Annotated in this window: 25 protein-coding genes; 12 read left to right on the plus strand and 13 right to left on the minus strand. The window is 58.6% G+C overall.

Annotation, left to right across the window (positions count from 1 at the left end):
• Positions 1-148: 148 nt before the first annotated feature.
• From ACW9UQ_RS00640 to ACW9UQ_RS00650, 3 genes are all read left to right on the plus strand, one after another.
• The gene (locus ACW9UQ_RS00640) at positions 149-1,309 is read left to right on the plus strand and encodes a lytic murein transglycosylase (RefSeq protein WP_458929055.1); all 1,161 of its coding nucleotides are present in this window, start codon (positions 149-151) and stop codon (positions 1,307-1,309) included.
• A 24-nt stretch (positions 1,310-1,333) separates the two neighbouring features.
• On the plus strand, positions 1,334-2,056 hold the full coding sequence (locus ACW9UQ_RS00645) for an NYN domain-containing protein (RefSeq protein ID WP_458929056.1): 723 nt from the start codon (positions 1,334-1,336) through the stop codon (positions 2,054-2,056).
• A 118-nt stretch (positions 2,057-2,174) separates the two neighbouring features.
• Entirely contained in the window at positions 2,175-3,491 is a 1,317-nt protein-coding gene (locus ACW9UQ_RS00650) for an HlyC/CorC family transporter (protein ID WP_458929057.1), read from the plus strand.
• A 296-nt stretch (positions 3,492-3,787) separates the two neighbouring features.
• On the opposite strand, the gene ACW9UQ_RS00655 is transcribed toward ACW9UQ_RS00650, so the two are convergent.
• Positions 3,788-5,041, minus strand: a complete 1,254-nt coding sequence (locus ACW9UQ_RS00655) for a divergent polysaccharide deacetylase family protein (RefSeq protein WP_458929058.1) — start codon at positions 5,039-5,041, stop codon at positions 3,788-3,790.
• 156 nt (positions 5,042-5,197) lie between these two features.
• Between ACW9UQ_RS00655 and ACW9UQ_RS00660 the strand changes: the two genes are divergently transcribed.
• The 6 genes from ACW9UQ_RS00660 to lexA all read left to right on the plus strand — a co-directional run bounded on the left by ACW9UQ_RS00660 (position 5,198) and on the right by lexA (position 10,125).
• Positions 5,198-5,779: an anthranilate synthase component II gene (locus tag ACW9UQ_RS00660; RefSeq protein ID WP_458929059.1), complete on the plus strand. Its 582-nt coding sequence runs from the start codon at positions 5,198-5,200 to the stop codon at positions 5,777-5,779.
• Complete coding sequence (trpD, locus tag ACW9UQ_RS00665; RefSeq protein ID WP_458929060.1) at positions 5,776-6,789, plus strand: anthranilate phosphoribosyltransferase; 1,014 nt, start codon at positions 5,776-5,778, stop codon at positions 6,787-6,789. Before ACW9UQ_RS00660 ends, trpD begins: the two co-directional genes overlap by 4 nt.
• A complete protein-coding gene (gene trpC, locus ACW9UQ_RS00670) occupies positions 6,786-7,586 on the plus strand; it encodes an indole-3-glycerol phosphate synthase TrpC (RefSeq protein WP_458929061.1) in 801 nt (266 codons plus the stop codon). The genes trpD and trpC overlap by 4 nt, the downstream gene beginning before the upstream one ends.
• Complete coding sequence (gene moaC / locus ACW9UQ_RS00675) at positions 7,583-8,062, plus strand: cyclic pyranopterin monophosphate synthase MoaC (RefSeq protein WP_458929062.1); 480 nt, start codon at positions 7,583-7,585, stop codon at positions 8,060-8,062. Before trpC ends, moaC begins: the two co-directional genes overlap by 4 nt.
• On the plus strand, positions 8,059-9,231 hold the full coding sequence (locus ACW9UQ_RS00680; protein WP_458929063.1) for a molybdopterin molybdotransferase MoeA: 1,173 nt from the start codon (positions 8,059-8,061) through the stop codon (positions 9,229-9,231). The genes moaC and ACW9UQ_RS00680 overlap by 4 nt, the downstream gene beginning before the upstream one ends.
• 210 nt (positions 9,232-9,441) lie before the next feature.
• Entirely contained in the window at positions 9,442-10,125 is a 684-nt protein-coding gene (lexA, locus tag ACW9UQ_RS00685) for a transcriptional repressor LexA (RefSeq protein WP_458929064.1), read from the plus strand.
• A 77-nt stretch (positions 10,126-10,202) separates the two neighbouring features.
• On the opposite strand, the gene ACW9UQ_RS00690 is transcribed toward lexA, so the two are convergent.
• A complete protein-coding gene (locus ACW9UQ_RS00690; RefSeq protein ID WP_458929065.1) occupies positions 10,203-12,254 on the minus strand; it encodes a ComEC/Rec2 family competence protein in 2,052 nt (683 codons plus the stop codon).
• 75 nt (positions 12,255-12,329) lie between these two features.
• Here ACW9UQ_RS00690 and gltX point away from each other — a divergent pair, with 75 nt between their 5' ends.
• From gltX to ACW9UQ_RS00705, 3 genes are read left to right on the plus strand one after another with little or no spacing between them, the layout of a single operon-like run.
• On the plus strand, positions 12,330-13,736 hold the full coding sequence (gene gltX / locus ACW9UQ_RS00695; RefSeq protein ID WP_458929066.1) for a glutamate--tRNA ligase: 1,407 nt from the start codon (positions 12,330-12,332) through the stop codon (positions 13,734-13,736).
• A gap of 53 nt (positions 13,737-13,789) precedes the next feature.
• A complete protein-coding gene (gltA, locus tag ACW9UQ_RS00700; RefSeq protein ID WP_458929067.1) occupies positions 13,790-15,088 on the plus strand; it encodes a citrate synthase in 1,299 nt (432 codons plus the stop codon).
• A 6-nt stretch (positions 15,089-15,094) separates the two neighbouring features.
• Positions 15,095-15,568 carry a YbaK/EbsC family protein gene (locus ACW9UQ_RS00705; RefSeq protein WP_458929068.1) on the plus strand — a complete coding sequence of 158 codons (474 nt, stop codon included), beginning with the start codon at positions 15,095-15,097 and terminating at the stop codon, positions 15,566-15,568.
• A 105-nt stretch (positions 15,569-15,673) separates the two neighbouring features.
• On the opposite strand, the gene ACW9UQ_RS00710 is transcribed toward ACW9UQ_RS00705, so the two are convergent.
• The 11 genes from ACW9UQ_RS00710 to uppS all read right to left on the minus strand — a co-directional run bounded on the left by ACW9UQ_RS00710 (position 15,674) and on the right by uppS (position 26,689).
• Positions 15,674-16,207: an IS110 family transposase gene (locus tag ACW9UQ_RS00710; RefSeq protein WP_458929069.1), complete on the minus strand. Its 534-nt coding sequence runs from the start codon at positions 16,205-16,207 to the stop codon at positions 15,674-15,676.
• A 121-nt stretch (positions 16,208-16,328) separates the two neighbouring features.
• Positions 16,329-17,471 (minus strand): lipid-A-disaccharide synthase, encoded by a 1,143-nt coding sequence (gene lpxB / locus ACW9UQ_RS00715; RefSeq protein WP_458929142.1) that lies wholly within the window; start codon positions 17,469-17,471, stop codon positions 16,329-16,331.
• A 5-nt stretch (positions 17,472-17,476) separates the two neighbouring features.
• A complete protein-coding gene (locus tag ACW9UQ_RS00720) occupies positions 17,477-18,337 on the minus strand; it encodes an LpxI family protein (protein WP_458929070.1) in 861 nt (286 codons plus the stop codon).
• A gap of 3 nt (positions 18,338-18,340) precedes the next feature.
• Positions 18,341-19,141 (minus strand): acyl-ACP--UDP-N-acetylglucosamine O-acyltransferase, encoded by an 801-nt coding sequence (gene lpxA / locus ACW9UQ_RS00725; RefSeq protein ID WP_458929071.1) that lies wholly within the window; start codon positions 19,139-19,141, stop codon positions 18,341-18,343.
• 3 nt (positions 19,142-19,144) lie between these two features.
• A complete protein-coding gene (gene fabZ, locus ACW9UQ_RS00730; protein WP_458929072.1) occupies positions 19,145-19,630 on the minus strand; it encodes a 3-hydroxyacyl-ACP dehydratase FabZ in 486 nt (161 codons plus the stop codon).
• Complete coding sequence (locus ACW9UQ_RS00735) at positions 19,627-20,199, minus strand: OmpH/Skp family outer membrane protein (protein WP_458929073.1); 573 nt, start codon at positions 20,197-20,199, stop codon at positions 19,627-19,629. Before ACW9UQ_RS00735 ends, fabZ begins: the two co-directional genes overlap by 4 nt.
• Positions 20,199-22,532 carry an outer membrane protein assembly factor BamA gene (gene bamA, locus ACW9UQ_RS00740; protein ID WP_458929074.1) on the minus strand — a complete coding sequence of 778 codons (2,334 nt, stop codon included), beginning with the start codon at positions 22,530-22,532 and terminating at the stop codon, positions 20,199-20,201. The genes ACW9UQ_RS00735 and bamA overlap by 1 nt, the downstream gene beginning before the upstream one ends.
• Before the next feature lie 27 nt (positions 22,533-22,559).
• On the minus strand, positions 22,560-23,918 hold the full coding sequence (gene rseP / locus ACW9UQ_RS00745; RefSeq protein ID WP_458929075.1) for an RIP metalloprotease RseP: 1,359 nt from the start codon (positions 23,916-23,918) through the stop codon (positions 22,560-22,562).
• 2 nt (positions 23,919-23,920) lie between these two features.
• Complete coding sequence (gene dxr / locus ACW9UQ_RS00750; protein ID WP_458929076.1) at positions 23,921-25,108, minus strand: 1-deoxy-D-xylulose-5-phosphate reductoisomerase; 1,188 nt, start codon at positions 25,106-25,108, stop codon at positions 23,921-23,923.
• 4 nt (positions 25,109-25,112) lie between these two features.
• A complete protein-coding gene (locus ACW9UQ_RS00755; protein WP_458929077.1) occupies positions 25,113-25,961 on the minus strand; it encodes a phosphatidate cytidylyltransferase in 849 nt (282 codons plus the stop codon).
• Complete coding sequence (uppS, locus tag ACW9UQ_RS00760) at positions 25,958-26,689, minus strand: polyprenyl diphosphate synthase (RefSeq protein WP_458929078.1); 732 nt, start codon at positions 26,687-26,689, stop codon at positions 25,958-25,960. Before uppS ends, ACW9UQ_RS00755 begins: the two co-directional genes overlap by 4 nt.
• Between the last annotated feature and the right edge of the window lie 9 nt (positions 26,690-26,698).

The raw sequence follows: 26,698 nt of genomic DNA on the forward strand, positions 1-26,698 counted from the left end.
CACTTTTTTTCAGATTAGTTTTAAGCTAAACTCCGCCGAGTGGGGCAATAATACGAATAATTCAACGAGGCAATTAATGTGTATCAGAGCGTTTCTTCTGATTTTCGTCGGTACAATAGCACCCGTTTTTGCAGAGGAGCCACGGCCGATGCCCCGCCCCTCTGAACCGTTGATTGTCGCCCAGAACTCGACATTCCAGGCCTGGAAAACGCGTTTCCGTGCGAAAGCCCTGCGCGCCGGGATCAAGGCAAATGTGTTTGATGCCGCGTTCCGAGATGCAAAAATAAATCAGGACGTGTTGCGGCTAAGCGCCACGCAGCCGGAATTCGTCAAGCCGATCTGGGAATATCTGGATTCCGCCGTTTCCAGCGATCGCGTGACAAATGGTCGGCAGAACGCCAACCAGTTGCAGCGAACCCTTGCCGCGATTGAGAAAACTTATGGCGTTGATGCCGAGGCAATCGTGGCGATTTGGGGAATCGAAACCAACTATGGATCCTACCGTGGCAATATCAGCACCATCGATGCGCTGGCGACACTGGCTTATGCTGGCAAAGACCGGCGCAAATTCGGCGAAGACCAACTGATGGCCGCGCTGAAGATCATTCAGTCTGGCGAAGTGCATCCAAGCCAGATGAACGGTTCCTGGGCCGGGGCAATGGGCCATACCCAGTTCATTCCCACCAGCTATCTGTCCTTTGCGCAGGACTTCACACGCGATGGCCGCCGCAATGTCTGGGGCGAGGATCCGACGGACGCGCTGGCCTCGACCGCAAATTATTTGCGCCAACACGGCTGGACCAAGAACCAGCCATGGGGGATCGAGGTCGCCCTGCCCGCCGGGTTCAACTACGCCTATGCCGATGGCGATACCCGCCGTTCGGTTAAGGATTGGTCCAAGCTTGGTTTGCGACAGGCCAACGGCCAGGCGCTGCGCGATTTCGGCCCTGCGGCCTTGCTGGCCCCGGCCGGTGCCCGCGGGCCGGTGTTTCTGACCTTCGACAATTTCAATGTGATCAAGAAGTACAATAACGCAACGTCTTATGCCGTGGCGGTTGGCCATCTTGCGCAGCGTATCGCTGGCGCACCGGATTTCAGGGCCAAATGGCCACGTCAGGACCGCACGCTAAGCCGCACCGAAAAGCTGGAGATGCAGCGTCTGCTGACCCGCAAAGGGTTTTCCACCGGCGGTCTGGACGGCAAGATTGGCCCAAAGACAATGGATGCGATCCGCGCCTATCAGAAATCTCAGGGTCTGGTCGCGGATGGCTACGCCTCCGAAGGGCTACTTCTGCGGCTGCGCGGATAGTCGGCGCCATTGGAAAAGGACAGCATGCTCGCCGAAAAACGAACCTTTCCGAAACTGGCAGTACTGATAGATGCTGATAACACCTCTCACAGTCTGGCAGGCCCCCTTTTTGCCGAGATCGCAACCTTAGGAGATGCAGCCCTGCGCCGCATCTACGGCGATTTCACCCGCGAACAGCTGAAAGGCTGGCTGGACAAAGTTCAGAACCATGCCCTCCGGCCATATCAGCAGGTCGCCTATACTCAGGGTAAAAATTCTTCGGACATTGCGTTGGTGATTGATGCGATGGACCTGATGCATTCCGGTCGCTTCGATGCGTTCTGTCTGGTGTCTTCTGACAGCGATTTCACTGGTTTGTCAGTGCGGCTGCGCGAACAAGGATTGGATGTATTCGGATTCGGCCAGAAAAAGACGCCTGAAAGCTTCCGGCAAGCCTGCAGTCGCTTTATCTTTACCGAAAACCTGAGCGCAGATCGGAAAACCGGCAAAACGTCAGAGGCTGGCAAAGCCACCCCGGCGCTGATCCGCGCCTATTCGGACCTGGCCGAAGATGCGGGGGCTTGGGTGCATCTGAGCCAGTTGGGAAAGCTTCTGATCACCAACGAACCGGATTTCGATCCGCGCAGCTATGGCTTTGGCAAACTGGTTGAACTGGCCGAGGCGACGGGCGCCTTTCAGGTCGAACGCGCCAGCCAGGGCGCGGTGCGTCTGCGGCAAAAAACCAAGCAGCACCGCAATACCGCCTGATCCGCCCATCTGATGATTCAGATTTTCGCATTTCGCTTTATCTGCGCAGACCAGCTTGCAGCCGCTGCCTCTGCTGCCCATAAATATAGTTGAAACATCACGACGCAAGGACTTTGCAATGGAAACGGAGATCGCGACCACCACCGGCTGGGATGTCGCTTTCTGGCTGACGGTGGTGGCCGTGCTGGCCCTGTTGATGCTGTCGGCCTTTTTCTCGGGCTCGGAAACCGCGCTGACGGCAGCTTCGCGAGGCAAGCTGCACAGTCTGGCCGATAAGGGATCGCGCGGGGCAGAGACTGCGCTGAAGCTGACCGAGGACAATGAACGCCTGATCGGCGCCTTGCTGCTGGGCAATAATCTGGTGAATATCCTGGCAACCTCGCTTGCCACAGCAATGCTCACCGTTGTTTTTGGTGATAGTGGCGTGGCGCTGGCAACACTGGTGATGACGATCCTTGTTCTGGTCTTTGCCGAGGTTCTGCCCAAGACCTATGCCATCACGAACGCCGAACCTGCAGCAGCTATGGTGTCGCCCATTGTGGCCATCGTGGTGCGGGTCCTGTCACCGATTGTGCGGGCGGTTCGGTTCATTGTGCGCGCCATGTTGCGTATCTTCGGGGTGAATGCTGATCCGCAGGCCAAATTTCTGGCTGCCCAGGAAGAGATTGCTGGCGCCATCGCCCTGCACCATTCCGAAGGGGCGGTGGAAAAGGCGGATCGCGATCGGCTGCTGGGTGCACTGGATCTGAAGGATCGCGAGGTGGAAGAAATCATGCTTCATCGGCAGGACATCGAAATGATCGATGCCAGCAGTCCAACTGAAGAGATCATCGCCAAGGCGCTACAAAGCTCTCATACCCGTCTTCCCATCTATAAGGATGATCCAGAGAACATTATCGGTGTGCTACATGCCAAGGATCTGCTACGTAATATCCACAAAAAGATGAGCGAAAGCGGTGGGACATCTGTGAATTTCGATACATTGCGGATCGAGGAAATCACGATGGATCCGTATTTTGTGCCTGAAACCACCTCGCTGGACCATCAGATGCGCGAGTTTCTGCGTCGCAAGTCGCATTTTGCCTTGGTCGTTGATGAATATGGTGCGCTGCAAGGGCTGATCACGCTGGAGGATATCCTGGAGGAAATCGTCGGTGAGATTGAGGACGAGCATGATACAGCGGAGGTTGAGATCGAGAGGGACGGCCAGGGGGCGGTGACCATTGATGGGGCAATGACCATCCGCGATTTGAACCGTGCCTGTGACTGGTCTTTGCCGGACGAAGAGGCCAATACCGTCGCCGGGCTTGTCATTCATGAAGCTCAGACAATCCCGGTGAAGGGACAAGTCTTTAACTTTCACGGCTTCCGCTTCGAGGTGATGGACCGCGAACGCAATCGGCTGACCAAATTGCGTCTTAGGAAGCTGGGTTAAAGCAGAGCGGGCGTTTGCAAGGTCAAGTTGTTGAGCGTCGTTTATATATATCGGGGCAACGGAACTAAAAAACTCGGTTCCTCATTTAATTTGTTACCCAGAATCATCTCGACCAAACGTCCGGAAATCCGATTTCCTCCAAGGAAATCGGTCCGGAAACTTTGAAAGTTTCCGGGCATCTCAGCCAGACGTTCACACAAAACAATATGATCACCTAACAAAGAAAACGCCCGCCATGGGAAACCATGACAGGCGTTTTGAAACTGGCGTCATTGAGCTTATGCCAGCTGCCCTACTCAAAAACCGCCACCCGACATTACCGTCGATACTGGCGCGATGGTCACTGCTGATGCACTTGGGCTTAGCAACCAGGAAAACAGCGTTGTCACCGTGTCAGGCTGCACACGACCGATCACGATCACGCGGCCAGATTTGCTCGCCTCCAGAACCGCGCGATCCAACTCCTGTCGGATTGCAGCAGGGTCCGAGACGTCATCAACGACACGAAAGACAATATCACTGGGAACACCGGCTCCAACCGCTTGTTGCGGTACGTTGTTCAGGCCAGACCCACGGTGGGTCAGCAGGCCGTGGCCAGTAATCTTCAGCGTTTCGAGTGCGGCCTTGACCAAGGCAGGATCGCGCGGCAAGTCGCCATCAATCTGATCCACCAAAGCTGTAGCGCTGGGTACGGCATCAAAAACGCCGCTCAGCAAAGCGTTAACCTCTGCTGCCGGCATACCGCGCTGGATCGGCTGGTCAAGGCTGGGCAGGACCGCCACAATCTCAAAGCCTTTTTGCGCGTAGTTTGCAGATATACCGCTGGCATTATCCAGATTGGCAGTCACCCCAAATGTAATCGGTGCAGACAGAGTCAGAAGACCGCGACGCAACTCATCCGGTACACCGCTGTCCTGCAGGATGATTGCCATCAGCGGACGATCGGAATCGCCATTGAAAGGTATTGCATTGTCGGTCAGCGCCTTGCCTGCGACCAGAGGTTTCGCACTCAACTTGGTCAATGCAGGTTTATCGCTATCGGAAATTGCGGCCGCAGAATCAACACCGCCGACTTCGGGCGCTGCAGTCGACGCGGTGTCGACGGTTGGCCGGCTGGTCACCGGTTCTGCTATTGCAACTTTGGTACTGCCATCATTCGTTCGGCGAGTTGGTGCGCTGTCGGCGTTGGCACCCAAATTGCCCGCCCCTGATCCATCAGCCACATTTGGGGCCGACAAGCTGAGGCCACCACCGATACTCGGGGTCGAATCACTGCCCTGACCGCCGCCGGAGACAGAGGGGGCTGCGATCTGCAAACCAGTCGACTGCTGCTGTGGTGGCGTTATTGTTGGCGCAGACTGCGGTGTAGCCGGGGTCAGCGCGCCGGATTGGCCCTGCGTAGAGGAGCCTTGTGCCGGAGCGTCTTGTTCAGGCCGCTCCAGAATTTCGACGGTCGTATCGCCCTGACGCGGGAATACAATTGCCGCAGCGGAAAAAGCGATGCCGCATAGCACCAGACCAGTGAACAAACCGCGGATGAAACCACCCATTCTCGACTCCTCTTTAGATGTCAGGCGCGCGCATTCTTCAAAACGCTTAGACCCAGTACCTCTTGACCACAACTACATCCCCCGCGCATGTATAGCGTCGGCTTGCAACGCTACGCCACCCCTAACGCATCAGGATGGCAGGGAAACTGTTAAAAAATGCTTCTCCTCATCGATAACTACGACAGCTTTACTTACAATCTTGTCCATTATTTGGGCGAATTGGGCGCAAAGGTGGCAGTACATCGCAATGATGCGTTGAATGTGCAACAGGCCATGGCATTGAAACCTTCGGGAATCGTTTTGTCCCCGGGGCCTTGTACGCCGGATGATGCCGGTGTTTGCATGGCCATGGTTAATGCGGCGCTGGAAACCAACACGCCGCTGCTGGGCGTCTGTCTGGGTCATCAAAGTCTTGCTCAGGCAATGGGAGGAACAGTGATCCGCCATGATCAGATCGTGCATGGTAAGACGGATGCGATCCGGCACACCAATAAGGGCCTGTTTGCTGACCTGCCTTCCCCCTTTGCGGCGACGCGCTATCACTCACTGGTGGTGCAGCGCACAGATCTGCCCGATGACCTTGAGGTGACGGCCGAACTGGATGACGGCACGATCATGGGGCTGCAGCACCGGCATGCGCCGCTGCATGGCGTGCAGTTCCATCCTGAATCCATTGCCTCGGAACATGGACACAAGCTGTTGCAGAATTTTCTGACCACAGTAAGAGAACCTGCATGAGTGATACGTTAAAGCCGTTGATTGCAGCAGCCGCAGATGGGCCGCTCAGCCGTGAACAGGCCGCAGCTGCTTTTGAAATCCTGATGACCGGGGAGGCAACACCATCACAGGTTGGTGGGCTGCTGATGGCGCTGTGCACACGCGGCGAAACGGTCGATGAGATTACTGGCGCCGCTGCAGCAATGCGCGCGCACTGCCTCAAGGTTAATGCTCCTATTGGGGCAATGGACATTGTCGGCACTGGAGGTGACGGCATGGGAACGCTGAATATCTCGACCGCGACCGCCTTTGTCGTGGCCGGGGCTGGTGTTCCCGTAGCCAAGCATGGCAACCGTAACCTGTCATCCAAATCCGGCGCGGCAGATGCGCTTGGAATGCTGGGGGTCGAGGTGATGGTCGGCGTCGATACCGTCGAAAAGGCGCTGGCAGAGGTCGGGATTGCCTTCATGATGGCCCCGATGCATCACCCGGCGATGAAATATGTCATGCCCAGCCGGACAGAACTGGGCACCCGCACGATCTTTAATCTGCTTGGCCCGCTGACCAATCCGGCCGAGGTAAAACGGCAACTGACCGGGGCTTTTTCCCGCGATTGGATCCGCCCAATGGCCGAGACGTTGAAGGCATTGGGTTCGGAAAAGGCTTGGCTGGTGCATGGCAGTGATGGCACGGACGAGCTGAGCATCGCCGGGATAAGCTGGGTCGCCGCACTGGAAAACGGCACTGTGACCGAAAGAGAACTGCACCCCGAGGATGCCGGCCTGCCGGTTCACCCGTTTGAGGCCATCCTTGGTGGCAGCCCCGCAGAAAACGCGGACGCCTTGCGCGCGCTGCTTGGGGGTGAAAAATCCGCCTATCGCGATGCCGTGCTGCTGAATGCCGCTGCTGCGCTGGTGATCGCGGACAAGGCAGCTGATCTGAAAGATGGCGTAACGATAGCCGCCGAAGCAATCGACAGCGGCGCAGCGCGCCTCAAGGCAGACGCACTGGCAAAGGCGACACAGGCATGAGCACCGTTCTTGACCGCATCAAGGTTTACAAACTGGAAGACGTGGCCGCGCGTAAAGCGGCCCGGCCTCAGTCGCAGGTAGAGGACGCCGCCCGCGCCGCCACACCCGTCCGGCCTTTCGCCCGCGCCATCCGCACCACCCACAAGCAAGGACGCGCAGCCCTGATTGCCGAAATCAAAAAGGCCAGCCCGTCCAAAGGCCTGATCCGGGAGGATTTTGATCCACCTGCACTGGCCCGCGCCTATCAGGACGGCGGGGCGACCTGCCTTTCCGTGCTGACCGATGCGCCCTCCTTTCAGGGCGATGACAGCTACCTTGGCGCGGCACGCGGTGCCTGCGACTTGCCCGTGCTGCGCAAGGATTTTTTATATGATCCCTACCAGGTGGCCGAGGCCCGCGCCCTGGGGGCTGATTGCATTCTGATCATCATGGCCTCGGTCTCGGATGCTCAAGCCACAGAACTGGCCGATGCTGCCACCGGATGGGGCATGGATGCGCTGATCGAGGTGCATAACGAAGAGGAGTTGGAGCGCGCCCTGCCCCTTTCCGTCCCGCTGCTGGGCATCAACAACCGCGATCTGCACACGTTTGAAACCTCGCTCGATGTCACCCGCCGTCTGGCACCGCTGGTGCCTGCTGACCGTATGGTCGTGTCAGAATCTGGGCTGTTTAGCGCAGCAGACCTTGCCGCGATGGCCGAGGCAGATGTGCATACCTTTCTGATTGGCGAAGCGCTGATGCGTCAGGCTGATGTCGCGGCCGCCACCCGTTCCATTCTGTCGACGGAGGCGTCATGACCGGAAAGCTGACCCATTTTGATGCCGAAGGTGCCGTGCATATGGTGGATGTCTCCGCCAAGGATGTCACCTCCCGCACCGCTACAGCCAAAGGGGCTATCGAGATGCACCCAGAGACGCTGGCCGTGGTTCGTGAGGGCACCGCAAAGAAGGGTGATGTTCTGGGTGTCGCGCGGCTAGCCGGGATCATGGCCGCGAAAAAGACCCATGATCTGATCCCTTTGTGCCACCCGCTGGCATTGGCCAAAGTCTCGTTGGATCTGACACCAGCGGATAATCCGGCGCGGGTTGAGGTCACGGCGACGGTCAAAACCTCGGGCCAGACCGGGGTGGAGATGGAAGCACTGACTGCGGTCAGCGTCGCGCAGCTGACCGTTTACGACATGCTGAAAGCCATCGATAAGGGCATGGTGCTGACCGGCACAAGGTTGGTCTTCAAGGATGGCGGCAAATCCGGAAAGTACCAAGCCGAATGATCCCGGTGGCCGAGGCGCTGGAGCGGGTGCTCGCCCTGGCTGACCGCATGCCGGTCGAAACCGTTCCGCTGGACCGCACCGGTGGACGGGTGCTGGCTGAAACCGTTACGGCAAAGCGCACTCAACCGCCCTTTGCCGCCTCGGCGATGGATGGATATGCGGTCCGCGATGCCGATGCGCAACCGGGTATGGTGCTGCAGGTTGTCGGCGAGGCTGCCGCCGGATCGCGGCACCAGGCCGTGCTGTCTCCTGGCACTGCCGTGCGCATCTTTACGGGTGCGCCGGTCCCTGACGGCGCTGATGCGATATTGATACAGGAAGACGCCATTCGTGGCGGCGACCGGATCACCGTTCGCGAAGGGCGGGATACCCGCAGCTATATCAGACCAGCGGGTGCGGATTTCGCCCAAGGCGATCCGCTGAACGCGCCCCGGCGTTTAACATCGTGCGATATTGCATTGGCCGCCGCAATGAACCACGCCAGCCTGCCGGTCCGACGCCGCCCGGTTATTGCCCTGATCGCGACTGGCAATGAATTGGTTATGCCCGGCGACATGCCGGGACCCGATCAGATCGTCTCGTCCAACAATTTCGGACTGGCAGCGATGGTGGAGGCTATCGGCGGCCGCGCCCGTCTCCTGCCCATTGCCAGCGACACCGCCGAAAGCCTGACGGCCGCGTTCGACCTGGCCATGGGGGCCGATCTGATCGTCACACTGGGCGGCGCGTCGGTGGGGGATCATGATCTGGTGCAATCGACCGGGACGTCCATGGGGTTGGCGCTGGATTTCTACAAGATCGCCATGCGCCCCGGCAAACCCCTGATGGCTGGAAAGCTGCGCGGCACGCCAATGCTGGGCCTGCCCGGTAACCCTGTCTCGGCCATGGTCTGCGGCGTGCTGTTCCTGCGCCCGATAATCGAACGGATGCTGGGCTTGCCCGACAATGACCGCCGTCAGACCGCCCCTTTGGCCAATGACCTGCCCGCCAATGGTCCGCGGGCACATTACATGCGCGCACGACTGGTGGAGGGACAGGCGGTGGTTGCCGAACGTCAGGACAGCGCGCTTTTGTCCGTGCTTGGTCAGGCCGATATTCTGGTCATTCGGGAGCCACATGCCGATGCCCTGAAGGCCGGACACATGGTCGATTACATCCCGCTGGATTGAGTCCCCCGGATGGACCCTACTGCGATCCGCACGCAATTGTTGACACAAAACGAGAACACATATAGAACTTAATGGAACATTAGTGCGTTTCGTGGTCGAGTAATGACGGCCATCTTGCGAAGCAATGGACTCAACACCGCGCCTTTTGACAAACCCGCTGCGGGTTTTCGAAAGCCAAGAATAGCAGAGTATCCGGGCAGGGAACTTAACATGCTGACAAAAAAACAACTCGATCTTCTGACTTTTATCCATAAGCGGATCCAACGCGATGGCGTGCCGCCCTCCTTCGATGAAATGAAAGAGGCGCTGGATCTACGGTCCAAATCCGGCATTCATCGCCTGATCACAGCGCTTGAAGAACGTGGTTTCATCCGCCGTTTGGCGCATCGGGCCCGGGCGATTGAGATCACCCGCCTGCCCGACAGTATCGAGGACAGTGGCAATGTCACCCGGCTGCAACCAAGGCCGAGCGCGCCGCCACAGGACCCGGGCTTTCCCATCGGGACTGATGCGGTCAGCCTGCCAGTGATGGGACGGATCGCAGCAGGTACGCCGATCACGGCCATCGAACAGGTGTCGCATCACGTCTCGATCCCTGGCACTATGGTCTCGGGCACCGCGCGACACTTTGCGCTGGAAGTGAAGGGCGATTCGATGATCAATGCCGGGATCAACAATGGCGATATTGTTGTGATCCGGGAACAGGACACTGCTGAGAACGGCGATATTGTTGTGGCCCTTGTCGAAGGCCATGAAGCCACGCTGAAACGCTTGCGGAAACGTGGTAACGCAATAGCCCTGGAAGCCGCAAACCCGGCTTTCGAAACACGCCTATATGTTGCCGATCAGGTGCAGGTGCAGGGCAAGCTCGTCGGTCTGATCCGCAGTTACTAAAGCCACGGCCGGTCTTTATTAGACCTGTCGTTCCGCGCACCATCAAGGGCAAGCTGTAGGGTGGGTTTAAACCCACCCTACCCGCCGCCGGTCCAGGGCCGGTCGCCTGCATAATCACGCGCTGTGCGCAGAACCACTCCCGTCGAATGGCTCGGATATATACCATGTGCGCCGTTCCTCGCCAGCGCTTGTGCCCCGATGTAGTGACAATCTCCGACGACCTTATCATTCCACTTCGGGGCAATTAACCACCCTTCCGAATGACACGACGCCTGATCCGGCAGTTTCGCGTTGGTCCAGGTCACAGGCGCCCCCGTCATCAGCTCACCCTGAACGATCTGACGGTCTCGTCGCGGCAAGGGCCGGGCGAAGGCTGCCTCCATATCAGCGGCATCGCCATCATTCTCCAGCCAGACCGAAACGGCAAAGCTGTTGCCTCGCCCCGAACTGATCGCACGCCCCTCAGGCGTCAGAATGCCAATCGTGCGCCCATTGGAAGCCACCAATAAAAGCGGCCGGGGATGTCCGGCCCAAAGAACCAGCGCTACAACAACCGGTATCGCCCCTATCGTACGAAGCCGCCCGTGCAGCAAGACCATCAAGATCAGACCAAAGGTCATAAGTCCCAGCGACACCGAAGGCCCCGACGGCACCCGCAGCAGGGCCCCGTCCATCCCTGCGACATAGTTTGCAACGCCAAGGATATGCGCGATCCCGTATCCCATCACCGCCAACGCCAGCTCTGACAGCCCCAACGGGGCCAGCACCAGCGCAGCCGCAGCTGCCGGCATCACCACAAGCCCCATCACCGGCACCGCCGCCAGATTGGCCACAAACCCGTATTGAGAGATGCCGTTGAAGTGAAACGCCGAAAACGGCATCGTCGCCGCCCCCGCAATGAACGAGGTAAAGGCCACCGCCAGTACCGGGCGCAGGTACCGCCATCTTCCCGCCGACATAGCTTTCCAGAAATGCCACTGGCGCAGCGCGTTAAACCCAACCACCAAAGCCGTTGTCGCTGCAAACGACATCTGGAAGCCCGGTCCCGTCAGACTGTCCGGCCTGAGGATCAGCACCAGACAGGCCGCAATCGCCACCGCACGAAGCGTCAAAACAGGGCGGTCCAGCATCACAGCCCCCAGCGCCACTGCCGCCATGATAAAGGCCCGCTGTGTTGCCACAGAGGCCCCGGACATCACCAGATAGAAGACACCCGCCAGCAAGGCCGAAGCAGCGGCCATCTTTTTCACCGGCAGCCACAGTGACACCGCCGGCAGCAAAGCCAACCCGTAGCGCAGCGCCGCAAAAACAAGACCCGTCACCAACCCCATATGCAGCCCGGAGATCGCCAGCAGATGCGCAAGGTTGGAGGCGCGCAGGGCCTCCAGCTGATCCGGCGCAATCTCGGACCGGTCGCCGGTCAGGATCGCGGCGGCGAATGCACCGGTATCAGGTTGCATCCGCGCACGGATCGCATCGGCCAGCCACATGCGAAAGGCAAAGACCTGCACCTCCCAACTGGCGGGGGGTGTCAAATCAGCGACCACAAGCGGATCACGCGCATAGCCTACGGCCCCAACCCGTTCGAACCAGGCATGACGGCGAAAATCGAACCCGCCTGGCTCTACCGGTGCACCCGGTGGGCCAAGCCGACCGCGCACCATCACGCGCGCGCCGGGCCGCAGCGCGCCCTCTGTCGCAGGCCCGGTCAACGAGATGCGAATCCGCGCTGGGGTTGCGTCAGGCTCTACGCCGCGCAGATAGACCTGATCCAGCGTCAAACGGATATAGTTGGAGGCCGAACGATCCCGATCCACGATCCGCCCCTCGACAGTGCCGAAATAGGTAAAGCCAAGCACCGGTGCCGCAACCCGCTGCGTCTGCCACCAGGCCAGGACCAGCCCTGCCGCGATCAGGCCAGGCAACAGCACCGCCGGGCGGCGCAAAAAAGCCGCGCCTGCAAACAGCATCAGCGCCGAAACAGTAGAGGTCCAGATCAGAGCGGTGGACGGCTCTTGCAGCCGGGCAAAATACCAGCCGATACCGATGGCCAGCATAACCGGGGCCCACAGCATGGCCGTGCCGCGCTGCGCCTCGATCTGATCGGCCATAAATGACGTCAGGCGCACCCTTGTTCTCCAAAGCACTTCCGTCCTACATAGCCGCAAGTTTTCCGGGATCATGGTTGCCAGGAGGTTAAGGATATGACTGCAGCACCGGTGGTGACCCGTTTCGCCCCTTCTCCAACAGGTTTTCTTCATATTGGTGGCGCCCGCACGGCGCTGTTCAACTGGCTGTTCGCCCGCCATCACAAAGGACAGTTCCTGCTGCGGATCGAGGATACGGACCGCGAACGCTCTACCCCTGAGGCGACCGAAGCGATCTATGAGGGTCTGCGTTGGCTGGGGCTGGATTGGGACGGCGACGCGTTTTCGCAGTTTGACCGCGCCGACCGGCACCGCGAGATCGCCGAGGCAATGGTTGCGGCCGGAACGGCCTATCGCTGCTATTCCACCAAAGAGGAAATCGACGCGTTCCGCGAACAGGCCCGGGCCGAAAAACGTCCGCCCCTGTTTCCGTCCCCATGGCGCGACGGCGGCACACCGCCCGATGGCGCGCCTTATGTGATCCGGCTGAAAGCACCGCAGGACGGCGAAACCGTGGTCGAGGATGCAGTGCAGAGCCGTGTCGCCTGGGGCAATGATCAGCTGGACGATCTGGTTTTGCTGCGCTCGGACGGGACACCCACCTATATGCTGGCCGTTGTGGTGGATGATCATGATATGGGGGTCACCCATGCCATTCGCGGCGATGATCACCTGACAAATGCGGCCCGCCAGACCCTGATCTATCAGGCAAATGGCTGGAACCCCCCGGTCTTTGCCCATATCCCGCTGATCCATGGACCCGACGGTGCCAAACTGTCCAAACGCCATGGGGCATTGGGGGTCGAGGCCTATCGCGATATGGGCTATCCGGCCGCCGCGATGCGAAATTACCTGGCTCGCCTTGGCTGGTCCCATGGTGATGACGAATTCTTTACCACTGATCAGGCAATTGAATGGTTCGGTCTGGATGCGGTGGGCAAAAGCCCTGCGCGTTTCGACTTTAAGAAGCTTGAGAACCTGAGCGGACAGCATATCCGCGCGACCGAGGACGATGCCCTGATTCAGGAGCTGCAAAATTTTGCTGCAACGCAAAAACTCCCCGATTGGGGGGCAGAGAAGGCTGTGCTGCTGCGTCAGGCGATGCCGGGCATGAAGGAACGGGTCAAGACATATCCAGAACTTCTTGATATGGCTGGATTCATCCTGAACGACCGTCCATTTCAGCCCGATGAAAAGGCGCTAAATCAACTGACGGTAGAGGCGCGCGAAATGCTCTCTAGATTGACTTCGCGCCTGCGAGATGCTAGCTGGACGCAAGCCAATCTTGAGGATCTTCTCAAGGATTTCGCCGAAGCCGAAGATTTGAAACTCGGCAAGGTTGCACAACCGCTTCGCGCCGCTTTGACCGGTCGAACCATTTCACCAAGTGTGTTCGATGTCATGGTCATTCTCGGCCAGAAAGAATCCCTGTTGCGTCTTGAGGACGCCACCGGACACAACTGAAGGCCCGATGGCGCAACCGGTGCCGGGCATCGACCAGAAAGGTAAAGAACATCATGTCAGAAGGCACGGGACGCACCGCAAAAATCAGCTTTGACGGTAAAGGTTTCGATTTCCCCATGCGATCGCCCACACTGGGTCCGGATGTCGTGGATATTGGCAAACTTTATGGTCAGGCTGACGTCTTTACCTACGACCCTGGCTTCACATCTACGGCGGCTTGTGAAAGCGCTATTACCTATATTGATGGCGACAAAGGTGAGCTTCTTTACCGCGGCTATCCCATCGAACAACTGGCCGAGAAATCGCATTATCTGGAAGTCTGCTACCTGCTGCTCTATGGTGATCTGCCCTCTGCGGCCGAGCTTGAGGATTTTGAGGGGCGCGTGACGCGTCACACCATGCTGCACGAGCAGATGAGCTATTTCTTCCGAGGCTTCCGCCGCGACGCGCACCCGATGGCGATTGTCTGCGGTGTTGTTGGGGCAATGTCGGCCTTTTATCATGACAGCACCGATATTTCGGACCCCTGGCAGCGCGAGGTTGCAACCCTGCGCCTGATCGCCAAACTGCCGACCATCGTTGCCTGGGCTTATAAGTATCACGTAGGCCAGCCTTTTGTGTATCCGCGCAATGATCTGGATTATGCGGCGAACTTCCTGAATATGTGCTTCTCGGTCCCGGCTGAGGATTATGAGGTGAACCCGATCCTGTCGCGCGCAATGGACCGGATTTTCACCCTGCATGCAGATCACGAGCAGAACGCCTCGACCTCGACCGTTCGCTTGTCCGGCTCTTCCGGGGCGAACCCGTTTGCCTGTATTGCTGCTGGTGTGGCCTGTCTTTGGGGTCCGGCCCATGGCGGCGCGAACGAAGCCGCGCTGACCATGCTGCGCGAGATCGGCAGCGTGGACCGTATCCCCGAATATATCGACCGCGCCCGTGACAAGGCCGATCCGTTCCGCCTGATGGGCTTTGGCCACCGGGTCTACAAGAACTATGACCCCCGCGCCAAGGTGATGCAGGAAACCGCCAAAGAGGTTCTGGACCTTCTGGGGGTTGAGGACAATCCCACCCTGCAAGTCGCGCAGGAACTGGAAAAAATCGCCCTGAACGACCCGTATTTCGTTGAGAAAAAGCTCTATCCGAATGTCGACTTCTATTCCGGCATTATCCTTGATGCGATGGGATTCCCAACATCCATGTTCACGCCGATCTTTGCGCTGGCGCGCACCGTCGGCTGGATCGCACAGTGGAAAGAGATGATCGCCGATCCCAGCCAGAAAATCGGCCGTCCGCGCCAGCTTTATGTCGGCGCACCGCATCGCGACTATGTCGATGTCGAAGCACGCTAAGCAGCCATGAGCAAAAGCCTTGCGCGCGTCATTGCAGATGCAGAGGCGCGCGGTATCTCGATTGAGCCGGTTAAGCTGGAAACGGGCACCTTGACTGCCGCGCAGGCGGCGGAAGCGACGGGTACAACGGTTGCCCAGATCATCAAATCTGTTGTGCTTCGGGCCACTGACGATGCCGAACACGGGCTGTTTCTGACCGCCGGGCACAATCGGGTTGACCTTAAGAAAGCAGGTGATCTGTTTGGAAAAACTGTTGAAATGGGTGATGCCACCAGCATCCGCGAGGTCACCGGCTTTGCCATAGGCGGCGTCAGCCCCTTCGGACACAAGACCAGCCTGCGCACCTTTATGGAGCCAGCGATCCTAACCTTTGACGAGGTTTGGGCTGCTGCGGGGACCCCGCATCACGTGTTCCGGATCACACCTGACGTGTTACGTGATGCGCTTGACCCTGTGGTCGCGGACTTCTGCGAGGGCTGAAGGCCGTTCTTTACAACCTGCAAAGCCGCTTCTGGCCTTAACTGACAGCCCCGACCATGCCTTTATGTGCAAATCCAAAGCATTTACACAACGGCGCGGGCAGGCTTACCACCTAGGGTGTCTTACAACAGACCTGAGCGGCCAATAGCCTCCATTCTCGTACCGAAGTCCATGACGTAGAAGAAAGCTGAGCAATTGCTGTTTCGCCACCTTCACGGCGTCCATCGCCTGCTTGCGGGTGCGGATCAGGTCGCGCATGGCCTCCTGTTCTTCGTCTGGTGTCCAAATGGGTGTCAACTCGCCCGCACGCCAAAGTCGCGCCAACATCTCGGCGTCTCGCCGATCTGTTTTGACCCGGTCACCTGCTTTGCGAGGGATCATCGAGGGTGAAACGACCGCGCATTCAAAGCCAAGCTTCGTCAAAAGCCGGTACAGGCCATAGCCACATGGCCCGGTCTCATAGCAAAATGACGGAGTGTGTCCGTACTTGGTAAGCCTCTTCGTAAGACGTAGCACGGCATCTGCCGAATTGACGATGATTCCGTGAAATCTGATCTCGCCGCTACGACCATCTTCAGCAACGGCGACTGCAATCGTATCTTTGTGGACATCCAATCCTATATAAAGCGTTTTGTTCATTCATATTTCCTCCGTCGAACAATCCTATGTTCGTCGAGAAAACCACGAGCACGGCACCCGCCACAAAACGCTCATCTGGTCTAAGCGGCAGACGGTTATAGCAGCCCAAAGCTGCTGACGTTTATGGCTTAATCGCCTCTAGCACAGACCGCGCAGCCCGCGCGCCGGTACTTTCCCCGCCACGCCCCAGCATCCGCATGGCCTCAGCACACAGGCTTTTCTGTTCATGCCGGGCAGCCTGATCTTTGATAAGGCACTCCAACGCAGGCGCAATCTTTGATGCCTGACAATCGTCGAACAAGAATTCGGGGATCACCCGCGTCCCGGTCAGCAAACTAACCAGATTAGCCGCGTCGACCTTGACCAGCCGCTTGACCAAAGCTGCGGTCAAACGGTTAGCATCATAGGCGATGACCATCGGCGTGCCGACCGAGGCCAGTTCCAACGCGACGGTGCCCGAAGCCGCCAATGCGACATCAGCCGCCGCCATCGCCAGATGTTTCTGCGCAGCGTCATCGGTCAGGATAATCGGCGAAGGGGTTAGGTCACCGAACATCGCGTATATGGCCTCAAGACGAGGCTCCAGCGTTGGGATAACGATCCACACCGGCGCTGACAGGTGTGCCAGCACATCCCGAAACACCGGCCCCATGCGGGCCACTTCGCCACCGCGCGACCCGGGCAAGACACAAAGCAGCGTGTCGTCTGCCGCGATACCCTGCACTTCCCGCCACGCCGCAACGTCCTTGTCCGAAGGCACCGCAGCATGCGCCACGGGATGGCCAACGAAGTCGCAGCTCATGCCAGCCGCTTCCATATAGGGCGGTTCAAATGGCAGCAGGGCGAGAACGTGGTCGATGACCTTCGCCATCTTGGCCGCCCGCCCCGGACGCCACGCCCAAACCGATGGCGCGACATAGTGAATGGTTGGAGTATCGGGGGCGGTACGGCGCAGCTTCTTGGCCACGCGCAGGCAGAAATCCGGGCTGTCTATGGTGATCAGGGCGGCTGGGCGAGCGTCAATCGCAGCCTTCGCGGTCTGCGAGATATGGCGCAACAAGGTCGGCAGGCGCGGCAAAACCTCGGCCACGCCCATTACCGACAGGTCATCCATCGGGATCAGGCTATCCAGCCCCTCAGCCTGCATCAGCGGCCCGCCGATACCCATAAACTCGATATCCGGGTGCGCCGCGCGCAGCCCCGCCATCAGGTCAGCACCAAGACGGTCCCCCGATGCTTCGCCCGCTACGACAAACAGGCGCATCCGGCTCACGCTGGGCGGCCCCACAGAAACAGGCCAAGTTCATCTGCCTTGGCGATGGTCTCCTCCAGGCCAAGCACAAGAACCGCATTCGCCTGCACCGCCAGACCGCTTAGGCCAGCGGCATGGGCCAGTTCCACTGTCCGCAGTCCGATGGCCGGCAGATCGACGCGCCAGTCCTGTCCAGGCTTGGGCGCCTTCAGTAAAACCCCCTGCGCGCCTTCTGGGTCAGGGCGAAAACCGCCCGCACTGGTGGCAACGAATTCCAGCATCGCGTCGGTGCCCTGAATGCTCTCCAGTCCCAGGCAGATACCTTGTGCCACCACGGCCCCCTGCCCGGCATCGACCGCTCCGATGGCGGCAACCAGCTCGGCCGCACGGGCGGCGTCGTCGCGATCCTCATCCGTGGGCTGAACTTTGCCAAGAACACCCTCAGGCACCAAAAGCCCGGACAGGAGTTCATGCGCCCCGACCACATCCAGACCTTCTGCCTCAAAGATCTCTGAGACGGTTCTAAGCGCTGCATCATCCCCTGACCGCAGAGCCGAAAAAAGCTTTGGTGCAAGCCGAATGCCGGTCAGGTCAAATCGCAGCGGTGACAGGCGCGGTCGGCGCATGCCACCGGCAAAGGTGATCTTGTTGCAGCCCGCCTTTCGCAGGTCGGAAAACAACCGCCCCGGCTTTTCAAATACACCTTTGATAACCGGGTGATCCCCCAGCCAATCAAGCGTGGTTCCTTCGAATTGCACGACACGATAGGGCTGGGTCTGCCGCGCACGTTCCTCTGCAATCAGCCGGGGCAAATCGCCCTGCCCGGCAACAATTGCCAGCGGTGCCTGCGCTTTCGGAGCCTTTTCGGGATTTGGCATGGGTCAGGCGGGCGAGGTAAAGTGGCGGCCATCCTCGGCCTGAATGAAGCGGATGATATCCGCTATCAGCGGATTATCAGGGTATCGGGCCCCAATCTCGCCTATGCGCGACTTGAGCGTCTCATCGCCCGAGAACATTTCCGTAAACGCGTTACGCAGCTCATTGACCTGCGCCCGTTCCGCCCCGCGGCGTTTCAGGCCGACCAGGTTCAGGCCGACCAGATGCGCCCGCTCGCCCGCGGTTGTGCCATAAGGAATAACGTCTGCAACGATACCGGACATCCCGCCAATCATCGCACCAGTGCCAATACGGCAGAATTGCTGGATCCCGGAAAGGCCGCCAATGACGACATTGTCTTCCAGTGTCACATGCCCGGCCAGTGCCACGGAATTGGCGAGAACATTGCCATCGCCGACATGGCAATCATGGCCGACATGCACGCTCATCATGAAAAGGTTACCGTCGCCGACACTGGTCAGCCCGCCACCGCCTTCGGTGCCCGGGTTCATGGTAACATATTCGCGGATCCGGTTCCGCGCACCAATCGTCAGCCGGGTTCTTTCTCCGGCATACTTAAGGTCCTGCGGCGCATGCCCGATTGAGGCAAAGGGATAGATCTGGGTTTCGTCCCCAATCGTTGTGATGCCTTCGACAACGACATGTGACTTCAACTCAACCTCGGCACCCAGACACACCTCCGACCCGACAACGCAATAGGGGCCGATCCGGCATCCTTCGCCGATCTCGGCACCGCCCCCGATGATTGCTGTGGGGTGTATCTCGGCGCTGGATGCGATTGCCATGGCTCAGGCCTCTTCGTCTTTGGGGGGATCCTGGATCATCGCCGTAAACTCCGCCTCGGCGGCAACCTGTCCATCAACCTGGGCCTCACCCCAGAATTTCCAGACACGCCCCCGGCCCCGCAGAATTTTCACATGAAGCTCAACCTGATCACCAGGCATAACGACTTTTCTGAATTTGGTCTTTTCCAGCGACATGAAATAGACAAGCAATTCGTTGTCGACCATCTCAAGCGTGCGGATAACCAGAACCGAGGCGGTCTGCGCCATCGCCTCAACCAGCATAACGCCGGGCATAACCGGCTGCGCAGGAAAATGCCCTTCGAACAATTGTTCGTTGACGGTAACATTTTTGACCCCAACCGCAGCCTCGCCGGGTCGGATATTTAACACCTTGTCGATCATCAGGAACGGATAACGATGCGGGATCATCCGTTTGATTTTCAGGATATCTGCGTGCTCCAGTTCCGGATCCTGCTTGGTATAGCTCATTCCTGCCTCTGGTCTTCGTTTCTCTCTTCGTCAGGCGGCGGATCATCCGTCGTCGGCACCTGTCCGGCCCGATAGGCCTGATCAAGACGTTTAATCACCTCTTGCGTGATATTCAAATCCTGTCTGGCCACAAGAAGGGCGCGATGCTCCACAATAGCGGTTGCACCGGTTTCTTCCAAGATGCCGACAAGGATAGGGGTCACATTGTTGAAAAACATCTGACGTCGACGCTGGTTTTCCTGTTCCAGCGCGCGCCCCAATTGCTGCAACTCCGCCCGGGTAGCGATGACGCGGGCGTCAAACTCATCCGCAAGTTTTCTGAACTCTTCAGCCGGCAGCGTGGCGCGTTGTTCGGTCAGGCGCAGTTCTTCGGATTCAAAATTCGAATCTATCTCTCGCCCGCGTTGACGCAGTGCATCAATCCTGCTGGCCTCTTCCTCAAGAACCGACTTTCCATATTCGGATTGCTGAAGAACATTCTCCAACTCTACGGTTAGCAGGGGTTGGGCGAGCGCAGCACCAGGCAGCAGCAGAGCCACCGCCAGAAGAAACCTGCGCCACCCTGCCATCAGAACCGCGTATCAACCGTCAGGCGAAACCTTTCGAACACGTCCCCATCTTCCGAGACGATCGGGATGCCGTAGTTAAAGCGCAGTGGTCCGATGGCCGTTTCCCAGAAGATGCTGGCCCCAACCGAAGCGCGAAGATGCGGCGCATCGTCAATCGTGCCCGATGCACCGGCTGTGTCATAAAGCGACCAGATGGTTCCGACATCGGCAAAAAGACCGCCATAGATACCGTATTCCTCAGGCACACCGATAGGGAACGATGCCTCGAACTTGGCAACCGCATACATGTTGCCACCCAGCGAGTCGTTGACATCCTCAAGCCCTCCCCCGGAACATGCAGTGCATCGGTCACGAGGGCCAAGTCCGCCACGGGCAAAGCCGCGGAACGAGTCGCCACCTAGTGTAAAGCGCTCTGTCAGGCGGGTGTCTCCGGTGAACGAAACCAACGCACCGCCCTCAACCTCAGCCGACAGGATGACGTCTTCGTTGAAAAGGCTTGTATAAGCCCGTGCGCTCAATACCGATTTAGAGTACCCGCGATCTGCCAGCCCGGCAAAATCCTGATCAAATGTCAGGATAAAACCGGCAGTCGGATCAATCGGAGAGTTCCGTTTGTCCAGCGTGTATCTAAACCCAAGAGATGTGGTCAACAAATCGCCCTGCTCACGCAGAATGATAGGCGAGGTTGTGTCTGGGCTGGTATTTTTGATCCGGTCCTGAGATACCCGCGCGCGCACCTGCAATCGGCTGTCCTCGGTCAATGGGAACTCCAATCGCGGAGTAAAGCCGATATTGCGTGTCTTCACGCTGGATTCGCTGAGCGATGCCTCGCGGTAAAACAGGTTGAAGCCAAGGGCCAGATCCTGATCAAACAGTGCTGGTTCCGTAAAGCTGAAGGCAAAAGTGTTAATGTCCCTGCCCCGCGCCAGTTCCAAACTGACCGCCTGCCCACGCCCCAAAAAGTTACGCTCTGACAGCGATACCGTTCCGGCAATACCGTCCGAGGATGAGAATGCTGCACCGAAACTCAATGACCCGGTTGCGGCTTCTTCCAAGTCAACGGTAACCACAGCACGATCCGGCCCGCTACCTTCACGAACCCGCGTCTCGACACGGTCGAAAAGGCGCGACGCGCGGATGCGCCCTTCGGCCCGCCGGATTTCACGTGCATTAAAGGCATCCCCTTCGACCACACGGAACTGACGGCGGACCACCCGGTCTTGGGTCTGTCCGTTACCGCGAATGTCGATGCGCTCAATATAGACACGCGGGCCTTCGACGAGTTCGAACTCGATATCGACGGTTTGGTCATCGTTTTTGGTGATCCGCGGCACCACGTCGATAAACGCATAGCCCCGCTGCCCGGCCAGAAACGCCAGCCGTTCAATGACCCGCTCGACCCGTTTGGCGGAATAGACATCGCCGCGACGCAGATCAAGCTTGGCCTCAAATTCTGCGGGGTCCAGACCTGCAGCCAGTGTGCTGACAAACACCTCGCCATAGCGGTATTGCGGCCCTTCCTTGACCGAGAAGTTCAGGAAAAAACCGTTACGCTCACGCGCAATCTCGGCCGAGGCGGCCAGCACCTCAAAATCGATGTATCCCCGGTTCAGGTAGAATTCGCGCAGCTTCTGCTTGTCCAGTTCCAGGCGATCTTGATCATAGACATCGTTCTTGAACAGAAAGCTCAGCAACCCGGCCTGGCTGGTCTCGATCACGCGGCGCAAGCGGCGGTCAGAAAACCGTTCGTTGCCGACGAAACTGATGCGCTGCACCTCTGTGACCCGGCCTTCGAAAATCTCGTAGACAAGGTTCACCCGGTTGTCGGACAGCCGAATAATCACCGGCCGGACAGAGGCCGCAAAACGGCCCTGCGCGGCATAGGCATCAATGATCGCCTGCGCGTCCGCCTCGGCGGCAGCGCGGGAATAGGCGCGGCGCGGGCGAAGCGAGATCACCTGTGACAACTGATCATCCTTAAGCCGACTGTTGCCCTCAAAGTTGATGATATTAATCGTCGGGTTCTCGACCACGGTGATCACCAGACGGTTGCCGGATCGGGTAATCTTCACATCCTCAAAAAGCCCGGTATCGAAAAGACGTTGCAGCGCTTCGTTGATTTCCGCTGCGGAAACACGCTGCCCGGGGATGATTCCGGCGAAAACCCGGATCGTATCGGATTCGATTCTCTGGTTTCCAACCACCTCGACGCCGGAAAAGCTGCTGGTCTGTGCAGTGGCTTTTGGTGCCACCGGTGCCACGGCAAATAGCAGCGCAAAGCCAACAATACATATACATTGCGCCAGACGCGCACAAACCTTGCCAGCGGCCATAATACCCTCTCCCCGTCGGATGACCGGCTAGGAGCTAAACTGCTCCACCAGCCGGAGTAGATCGTTGTATGTGGCAAAAAGCATGAGCAGCACGACCATTGCAAGCCCAACCGGCATGATCATCTGCATCGCCTTCTCGGTCGGCGGCTTTCCGGTGATCGCTTCCCAGGTGAAGAAGCACAGATGACCACCATCCAGGATGGGCACCGGGAACAGGTTTACCAGGCCAACGGCGGTCGAGATGACGCCAACCAGGAAGATCAGTTCCGCGAAACCAAGTTTGGCTTGCTCGCCGGACAGCTGAGCAATTCCTAACGGGCCCTGCAGGTTCTTTGCACTTAGCCCGCCGGTAATAATGTGCCAGACCGCATTCAATGAACTGCGCGCCACGTCATAAACACGCCAGACACCGAACTTTATAGCATCAACGGGCGCCAGCCGTTCCATGACCGTGCTGTAAATAGAGCTTAGAGAAACACCAATCCGGTAGTTGGTGGCGAACGTACCATCCTCGGTCTCGTATTCGGTCGCCTTGGGTGCGACAGGAATGATCAGTTCTTCACCATCCCGCTGGATCGTGAGTTTCAACTCTTTGCCCTCAGATGCCTCAACTGCCGCCAGAAGCTGGCGAAACGCCACTACCTCCTCGCCATCAATCGCGGTGATCAGATCACCCCCTTGAATACCTGCTTTGCGGGCAGCGGTGAAAATCTCGGCCCGGCCCACCAAGGCTGGCATGACATAAGGGACCGTAAGGTTAAGTTCAGCGCCGTCGCGCAGGATCCGCATCTGCATCGGTGCGGGAACCTCCATCTCTGAGGCGGCCTCAAATACCGCCTGCATTGTGGCAACCTCCTTGCCATTTACCGACTGAATGATGTCCCCGGGTTCAAGTGGGTTTTCAACACCGGGTAACTCAAGAACCTCACCGATCAGCGGCTTTTCCGACCGCAGGCCAATGCTCATCGCCAGAACAGCAAATACAACTGCGGAGAGTATAAAATTCGCCACGGGGCCAGCGGCCACTGTCGCCATGCGCTTCCATATGGCGGAGCCATGGAAGGATTTCTTCAACGTCTCTTCGTCCATATCTGCCAGTTCTTCGGTATCGGCCCGGCTGGCCCCGTCTGCATCGCCCAGAAACTGCACCATGCCGCCGATGGGGATTGCCGCAACCTGCCATTTGGTGCCGCGCTTATCATAGGTAGAGGCCAATACAGGCCCCATCCCAATCGAGAACTTAACCGCATGGATGCCGCACCAGCGCCCGACCAGATAATGCCCCATCTCATGCACGAAAATCACGATGGACAGGACAAAAACGAACGCTATGCAATAAAACAGGAATGGCCCGATAAAGGGTATTGTGGAAAACAATTCAAACACGCTTACATCTCCTGCTTCATCGTCGCGCTATCAGGCTGCCAATTCAGTGCAATACGTCGCGCTTGCGCGTCTATATCAAGGATGGCGTCAAGTTGCAGCGCATCCCCGACAACGGACGTCTTTTCACCCAGAACTTCTAACACATCATTTACCAGATCGGCCATCTGCACGAACCCTATACTGTTGGCAAGGAACCGATCAAGCGCCGCTTCTTTTGCGGCATTGAACACGGCCCCGGCATAGCCGCCGATTTCGCAGGTCCGGCGCGCCAGCGCCAACGCAGGAAACCGTGCCTCGTCGGGGGCCTCGAACTCCAGCTTTGCGATGCTGGCAAGGTCCAGCCGCTCTACGGGCAAGGGCACACGCTCGGGGTAATTCAGGGCAAAGCCGATGGCGCCCCGCATATCAGGCGGTCCAACCTGGGCAATCAAGGAGCCGTCACGAAATCCGACCAGCGAATGGATGATCGATTGTGGATGCACCAGCACCTCGATCTGCGAGGGATCAACCTGAAAAAACTCTTTTGCCTCAATAACCTCCATCGCCTTGTTGAACATAGAGGCGCTGTCGATGGAAATGCGCTGCCCCATGTCCCACATCGGATGCGCAACCGCCTGTTCCGGCGTTGCATTGGCCATCTGCGCCGTCGTCCAGTTGCGAAATGGTCCGCCCGAGGCTGTCAGGATCAGCCGGTCGATATGGGCCGGGTCCTCTCCCCGCAAGGCCTGATAAAGCGCGCTGATTTCGCTGTCGACGGGCAGTAGGCGTGTGCCATGAGCGGCACAGACCTGATGCAGCAGAGGCCCTGCACAGACCAGACTTTCCTTATTGGCCAGCGCCAGCATCCTGGTATTGCGCGCCGCCGTCAGCCCGGGCTGCAGTCCGGCGGCCCCAACAATTGCGTTCATGCACCAATCGGTGGGCCGGGATGCGGCCTCCAACACCGCTTCTGGCCCCGCCTCAGCGACTACATTGCTGCCGGACAGGGCGTCACGCAGGTCACCTAAGCGTGCGGGATCGGCTGTCACGGCAACCTCTGCCCCGGCCTCGATGGCCTGTTTTGCCAGAAGCTCAATGTTGGAATGCCCGGTCAGCGCGACAACCTGAAGCTCCGCCCGCCTGCGCGCGATGAGGTCCAGCGTGTTAACCCCGATGGAGCCGGTAGAGCCAAAAACAGAAACGCGGCGCATGGGATTAGAAATAGAAGATGGTCAATAGGCCCATCATCACAAAGCCCGCCAACTGGCCATCCAACCGATCCAGAAGGCCACCATGCCCGGGGATAAGGTTAGAACTGTCTTTAACCCCGAAATAGCGTTTCAGAGCGCTTTCTGCCAGATCGCCGATTTGCGACGCGAAAGCGATGAAGAATGCGAGAGAGATCGTAAGGTACCATGCGTTCCAATCGGTCAGAAAGCCCGGCTCCCGCTCTGCCAGTGCCGGTTCGATCAAGCGTAAAAGTACGACAACAACAATCGCAGCCAGCCAACCACCTATTGCGCCGGACCAGGTTTTCTTTGGGCTGACGCGCGGCCACAGCTTGGGCCCACCGATAAAGCGGCCTGCGAAATAGGCCCCGATATCTGCAGCGGCAACCAGCGCGACAATCATGAAAATCGGCGTGATACCACCGGTGCGCAAGCGCATTGCCACCAATACGGCATATCCAAGGTAAATCAGGAAAGGTGCGGTCCAGATCGCACGCCTCTGATCCACCACAAACAGGGCAGCCACGGCAAATGCTGCCAGTATCAGAAGAACATTCACCCCAAATAGGTTCACACCGTGGAAGAAATACACGTAGAACGGCAATAGCCCGGCAAGGGCCGCCATGGCATAGAAGGCTTCACCGCGCGATCCGCCAACGCCAAAAACGATCCGTCGGTATTCCCAGACCAGCACGACAGACATGACCGACAGCATCGCGGCATAGGCGATGCCGCCCAACCAGATCAGAACCGCCGCCCCGCCTGCAAGAACAAGCGCGGAAATAACACGGGCGCCAAGGTCACCAAATTCACCGCTTTTGCCCGCGCTACTCATCCAGCAACGGCCCCGAACCGGCGCTCGCGCGTTGAATACCGCTCAACGCAGCCTGCCAGAACCTCAGCGGTGAAGTCCGGCCAGCAGATATCAAGAAACTCATATTCGGCGTAAGCGGCTTGCCACAAAAGAAAATTCGACACCCGCACTTCACCAGAGGTGCGCAGGACCAGATCGGGATCCGGGGTGCCCGCGGTGTCCAGATACCCGTCAACCGTGGCCTCGGTAATCGCATCCGGGTCCAGCGTGCCCTTGGCGACATCCGCCATCATAAGGCGGGTCGCGCGGATCACCTCGTCACGGCCGCCGTAGTCCAGCGCCACCGTCACCGTCAGCTGCTCGTTTTGCGCCGTAAGCTCTTCCAATTGCGACATCAGCACTTGCAGATCACGGCTTAGCCGATTCCGCATTCCGATAAACCGGACCCGAACCCCCGCCTCGAGCAGCTTGGTGCTTTCCTTGCGGATATAGCGCTGGAACAGTCGCATCAGGCCGCTGACCTCGACCTCGGAGCGTTTCCAGTTCTCTGTCGAAAACGCATAGAGCGTCAGATGCGTGATCCCCAGATCGGGTGAGGCCTTGATGGTTTCGCGCACCCGCTCAATGCCGGTCTTGTGACCGGCAAGCCGTGGCAGGCCACGACGCACGGCCCAGCGACCGTTTCCATCCATGATGATGGCGACATGTTGCGGTGTTTCGCGGCGGTGGAGGGCTCGGGTATTTGCCATGAATGCTTT

The organism is Halovulum sp. GXIMD14793 (assembly GCF_054457435.1).

Bases quoted from the DNA above. Each gene is read 5' to 3' on its own strand.
- ACW9UQ_RS00640 (WP_458929055.1), top strand. From the start codon at position 149: ATGCCCCGCCCCTCTGAACCGTTGATTGTCGCCCAGAACTCGACATTC.
- ACW9UQ_RS00645 (WP_458929056.1), top strand. From the start codon at position 1,334: ATGCTCGCCGAAAAACGAACCTTTCCGAAACTGGCAGTACTGATAGAT.
- ACW9UQ_RS00650 (WP_458929057.1), top strand. From the start codon at position 2,175: ATGGAAACGGAGATCGCGACCACCACCGGCTGGGATGTCGCTTTCTGG.
- ACW9UQ_RS00655 (WP_458929058.1), bottom strand. From the start codon at position 5,041: ATGGGTGGTTTCATCCGCGGTTTGTTCACTGGTCTGGTGCTATGCGGC.
- ACW9UQ_RS00660 (WP_458929059.1), top strand. From the start codon at position 5,198: ATGCTTCTCCTCATCGATAACTACGACAGCTTTACTTACAATCTTGTC.
- trpD (WP_458929060.1), top strand. From the start codon at position 5,776: ATGAGTGATACGTTAAAGCCGTTGATTGCAGCAGCCGCAGATGGGCCG.
- trpC (WP_458929061.1), top strand. From the start codon at position 6,786: ATGAGCACCGTTCTTGACCGCATCAAGGTTTACAAACTGGAAGACGTG.
- moaC (WP_458929062.1), top strand. From the start codon at position 7,583: ATGACCGGAAAGCTGACCCATTTTGATGCCGAAGGTGCCGTGCATATG.
- ACW9UQ_RS00680 (WP_458929063.1), top strand. From the start codon at position 8,059: ATGATCCCGGTGGCCGAGGCGCTGGAGCGGGTGCTCGCCCTGGCTGAC.
- lexA (WP_458929064.1), top strand. From the start codon at position 9,442: ATGCTGACAAAAAAACAACTCGATCTTCTGACTTTTATCCATAAGCGG.
- gltX (WP_458929066.1), top strand. From the start codon at position 12,330: ATGACTGCAGCACCGGTGGTGACCCGTTTCGCCCCTTCTCCAACAGGT.
- gltA (WP_458929067.1), top strand. From the start codon at position 13,790: ATGTCAGAAGGCACGGGACGCACCGCAAAAATCAGCTTTGACGGTAAA.
- ACW9UQ_RS00705 (WP_458929068.1), top strand. From the start codon at position 15,095: ATGAGCAAAAGCCTTGCGCGCGTCATTGCAGATGCAGAGGCGCGCGGT.
- ACW9UQ_RS00710 (WP_458929069.1), bottom strand. From the start codon at position 16,207: ATGAACAAAACGCTTTATATAGGATTGGATGTCCACAAAGATACGATT.
- lpxB (WP_458929142.1), bottom strand. From the start codon at position 17,471: ATGCGCCTGTTTGTCGTAGCGGGCGAAGCATCGGGGGACCGTCTTGGT.
- ACW9UQ_RS00720 (WP_458929070.1), bottom strand. From the start codon at position 18,337: ATGCCAAATCCCGAAAAGGCTCCGAAAGCGCAGGCACCGCTGGCAATT.
- lpxA (WP_458929071.1), bottom strand. From the start codon at position 19,141: ATGGCAATCGCATCCAGCGCCGAGATACACCCCACAGCAATCATCGGG.
- fabZ (WP_458929072.1), bottom strand. From the start codon at position 19,630: ATGAGCTATACCAAGCAGGATCCGGAACTGGAGCACGCAGATATCCTG.
- ACW9UQ_RS00735 (WP_458929073.1), bottom strand. From the start codon at position 20,199: ATGGCAGGGTGGCGCAGGTTTCTTCTGGCGGTGGCTCTGCTGCTGCCT.
- bamA (WP_458929074.1), bottom strand. From the start codon at position 22,532: ATGGCCGCTGGCAAGGTTTGTGCGCGTCTGGCGCAATGTATATGTATT.
- dxr (WP_458929076.1), bottom strand. From the start codon at position 25,108: ATGCGCCGCGTTTCTGTTTTTGGCTCTACCGGCTCCATCGGGGTTAAC.
- ACW9UQ_RS00755 (WP_458929077.1), bottom strand. From the start codon at position 25,961: ATGAGTAGCGCGGGCAAAAGCGGTGAATTTGGTGACCTTGGCGCCCGT.
- uppS (WP_458929078.1), bottom strand. From the start codon at position 26,689: ATGGCAAATACCCGAGCCCTCCACCGCCGCGAAACACCGCAACATGTC.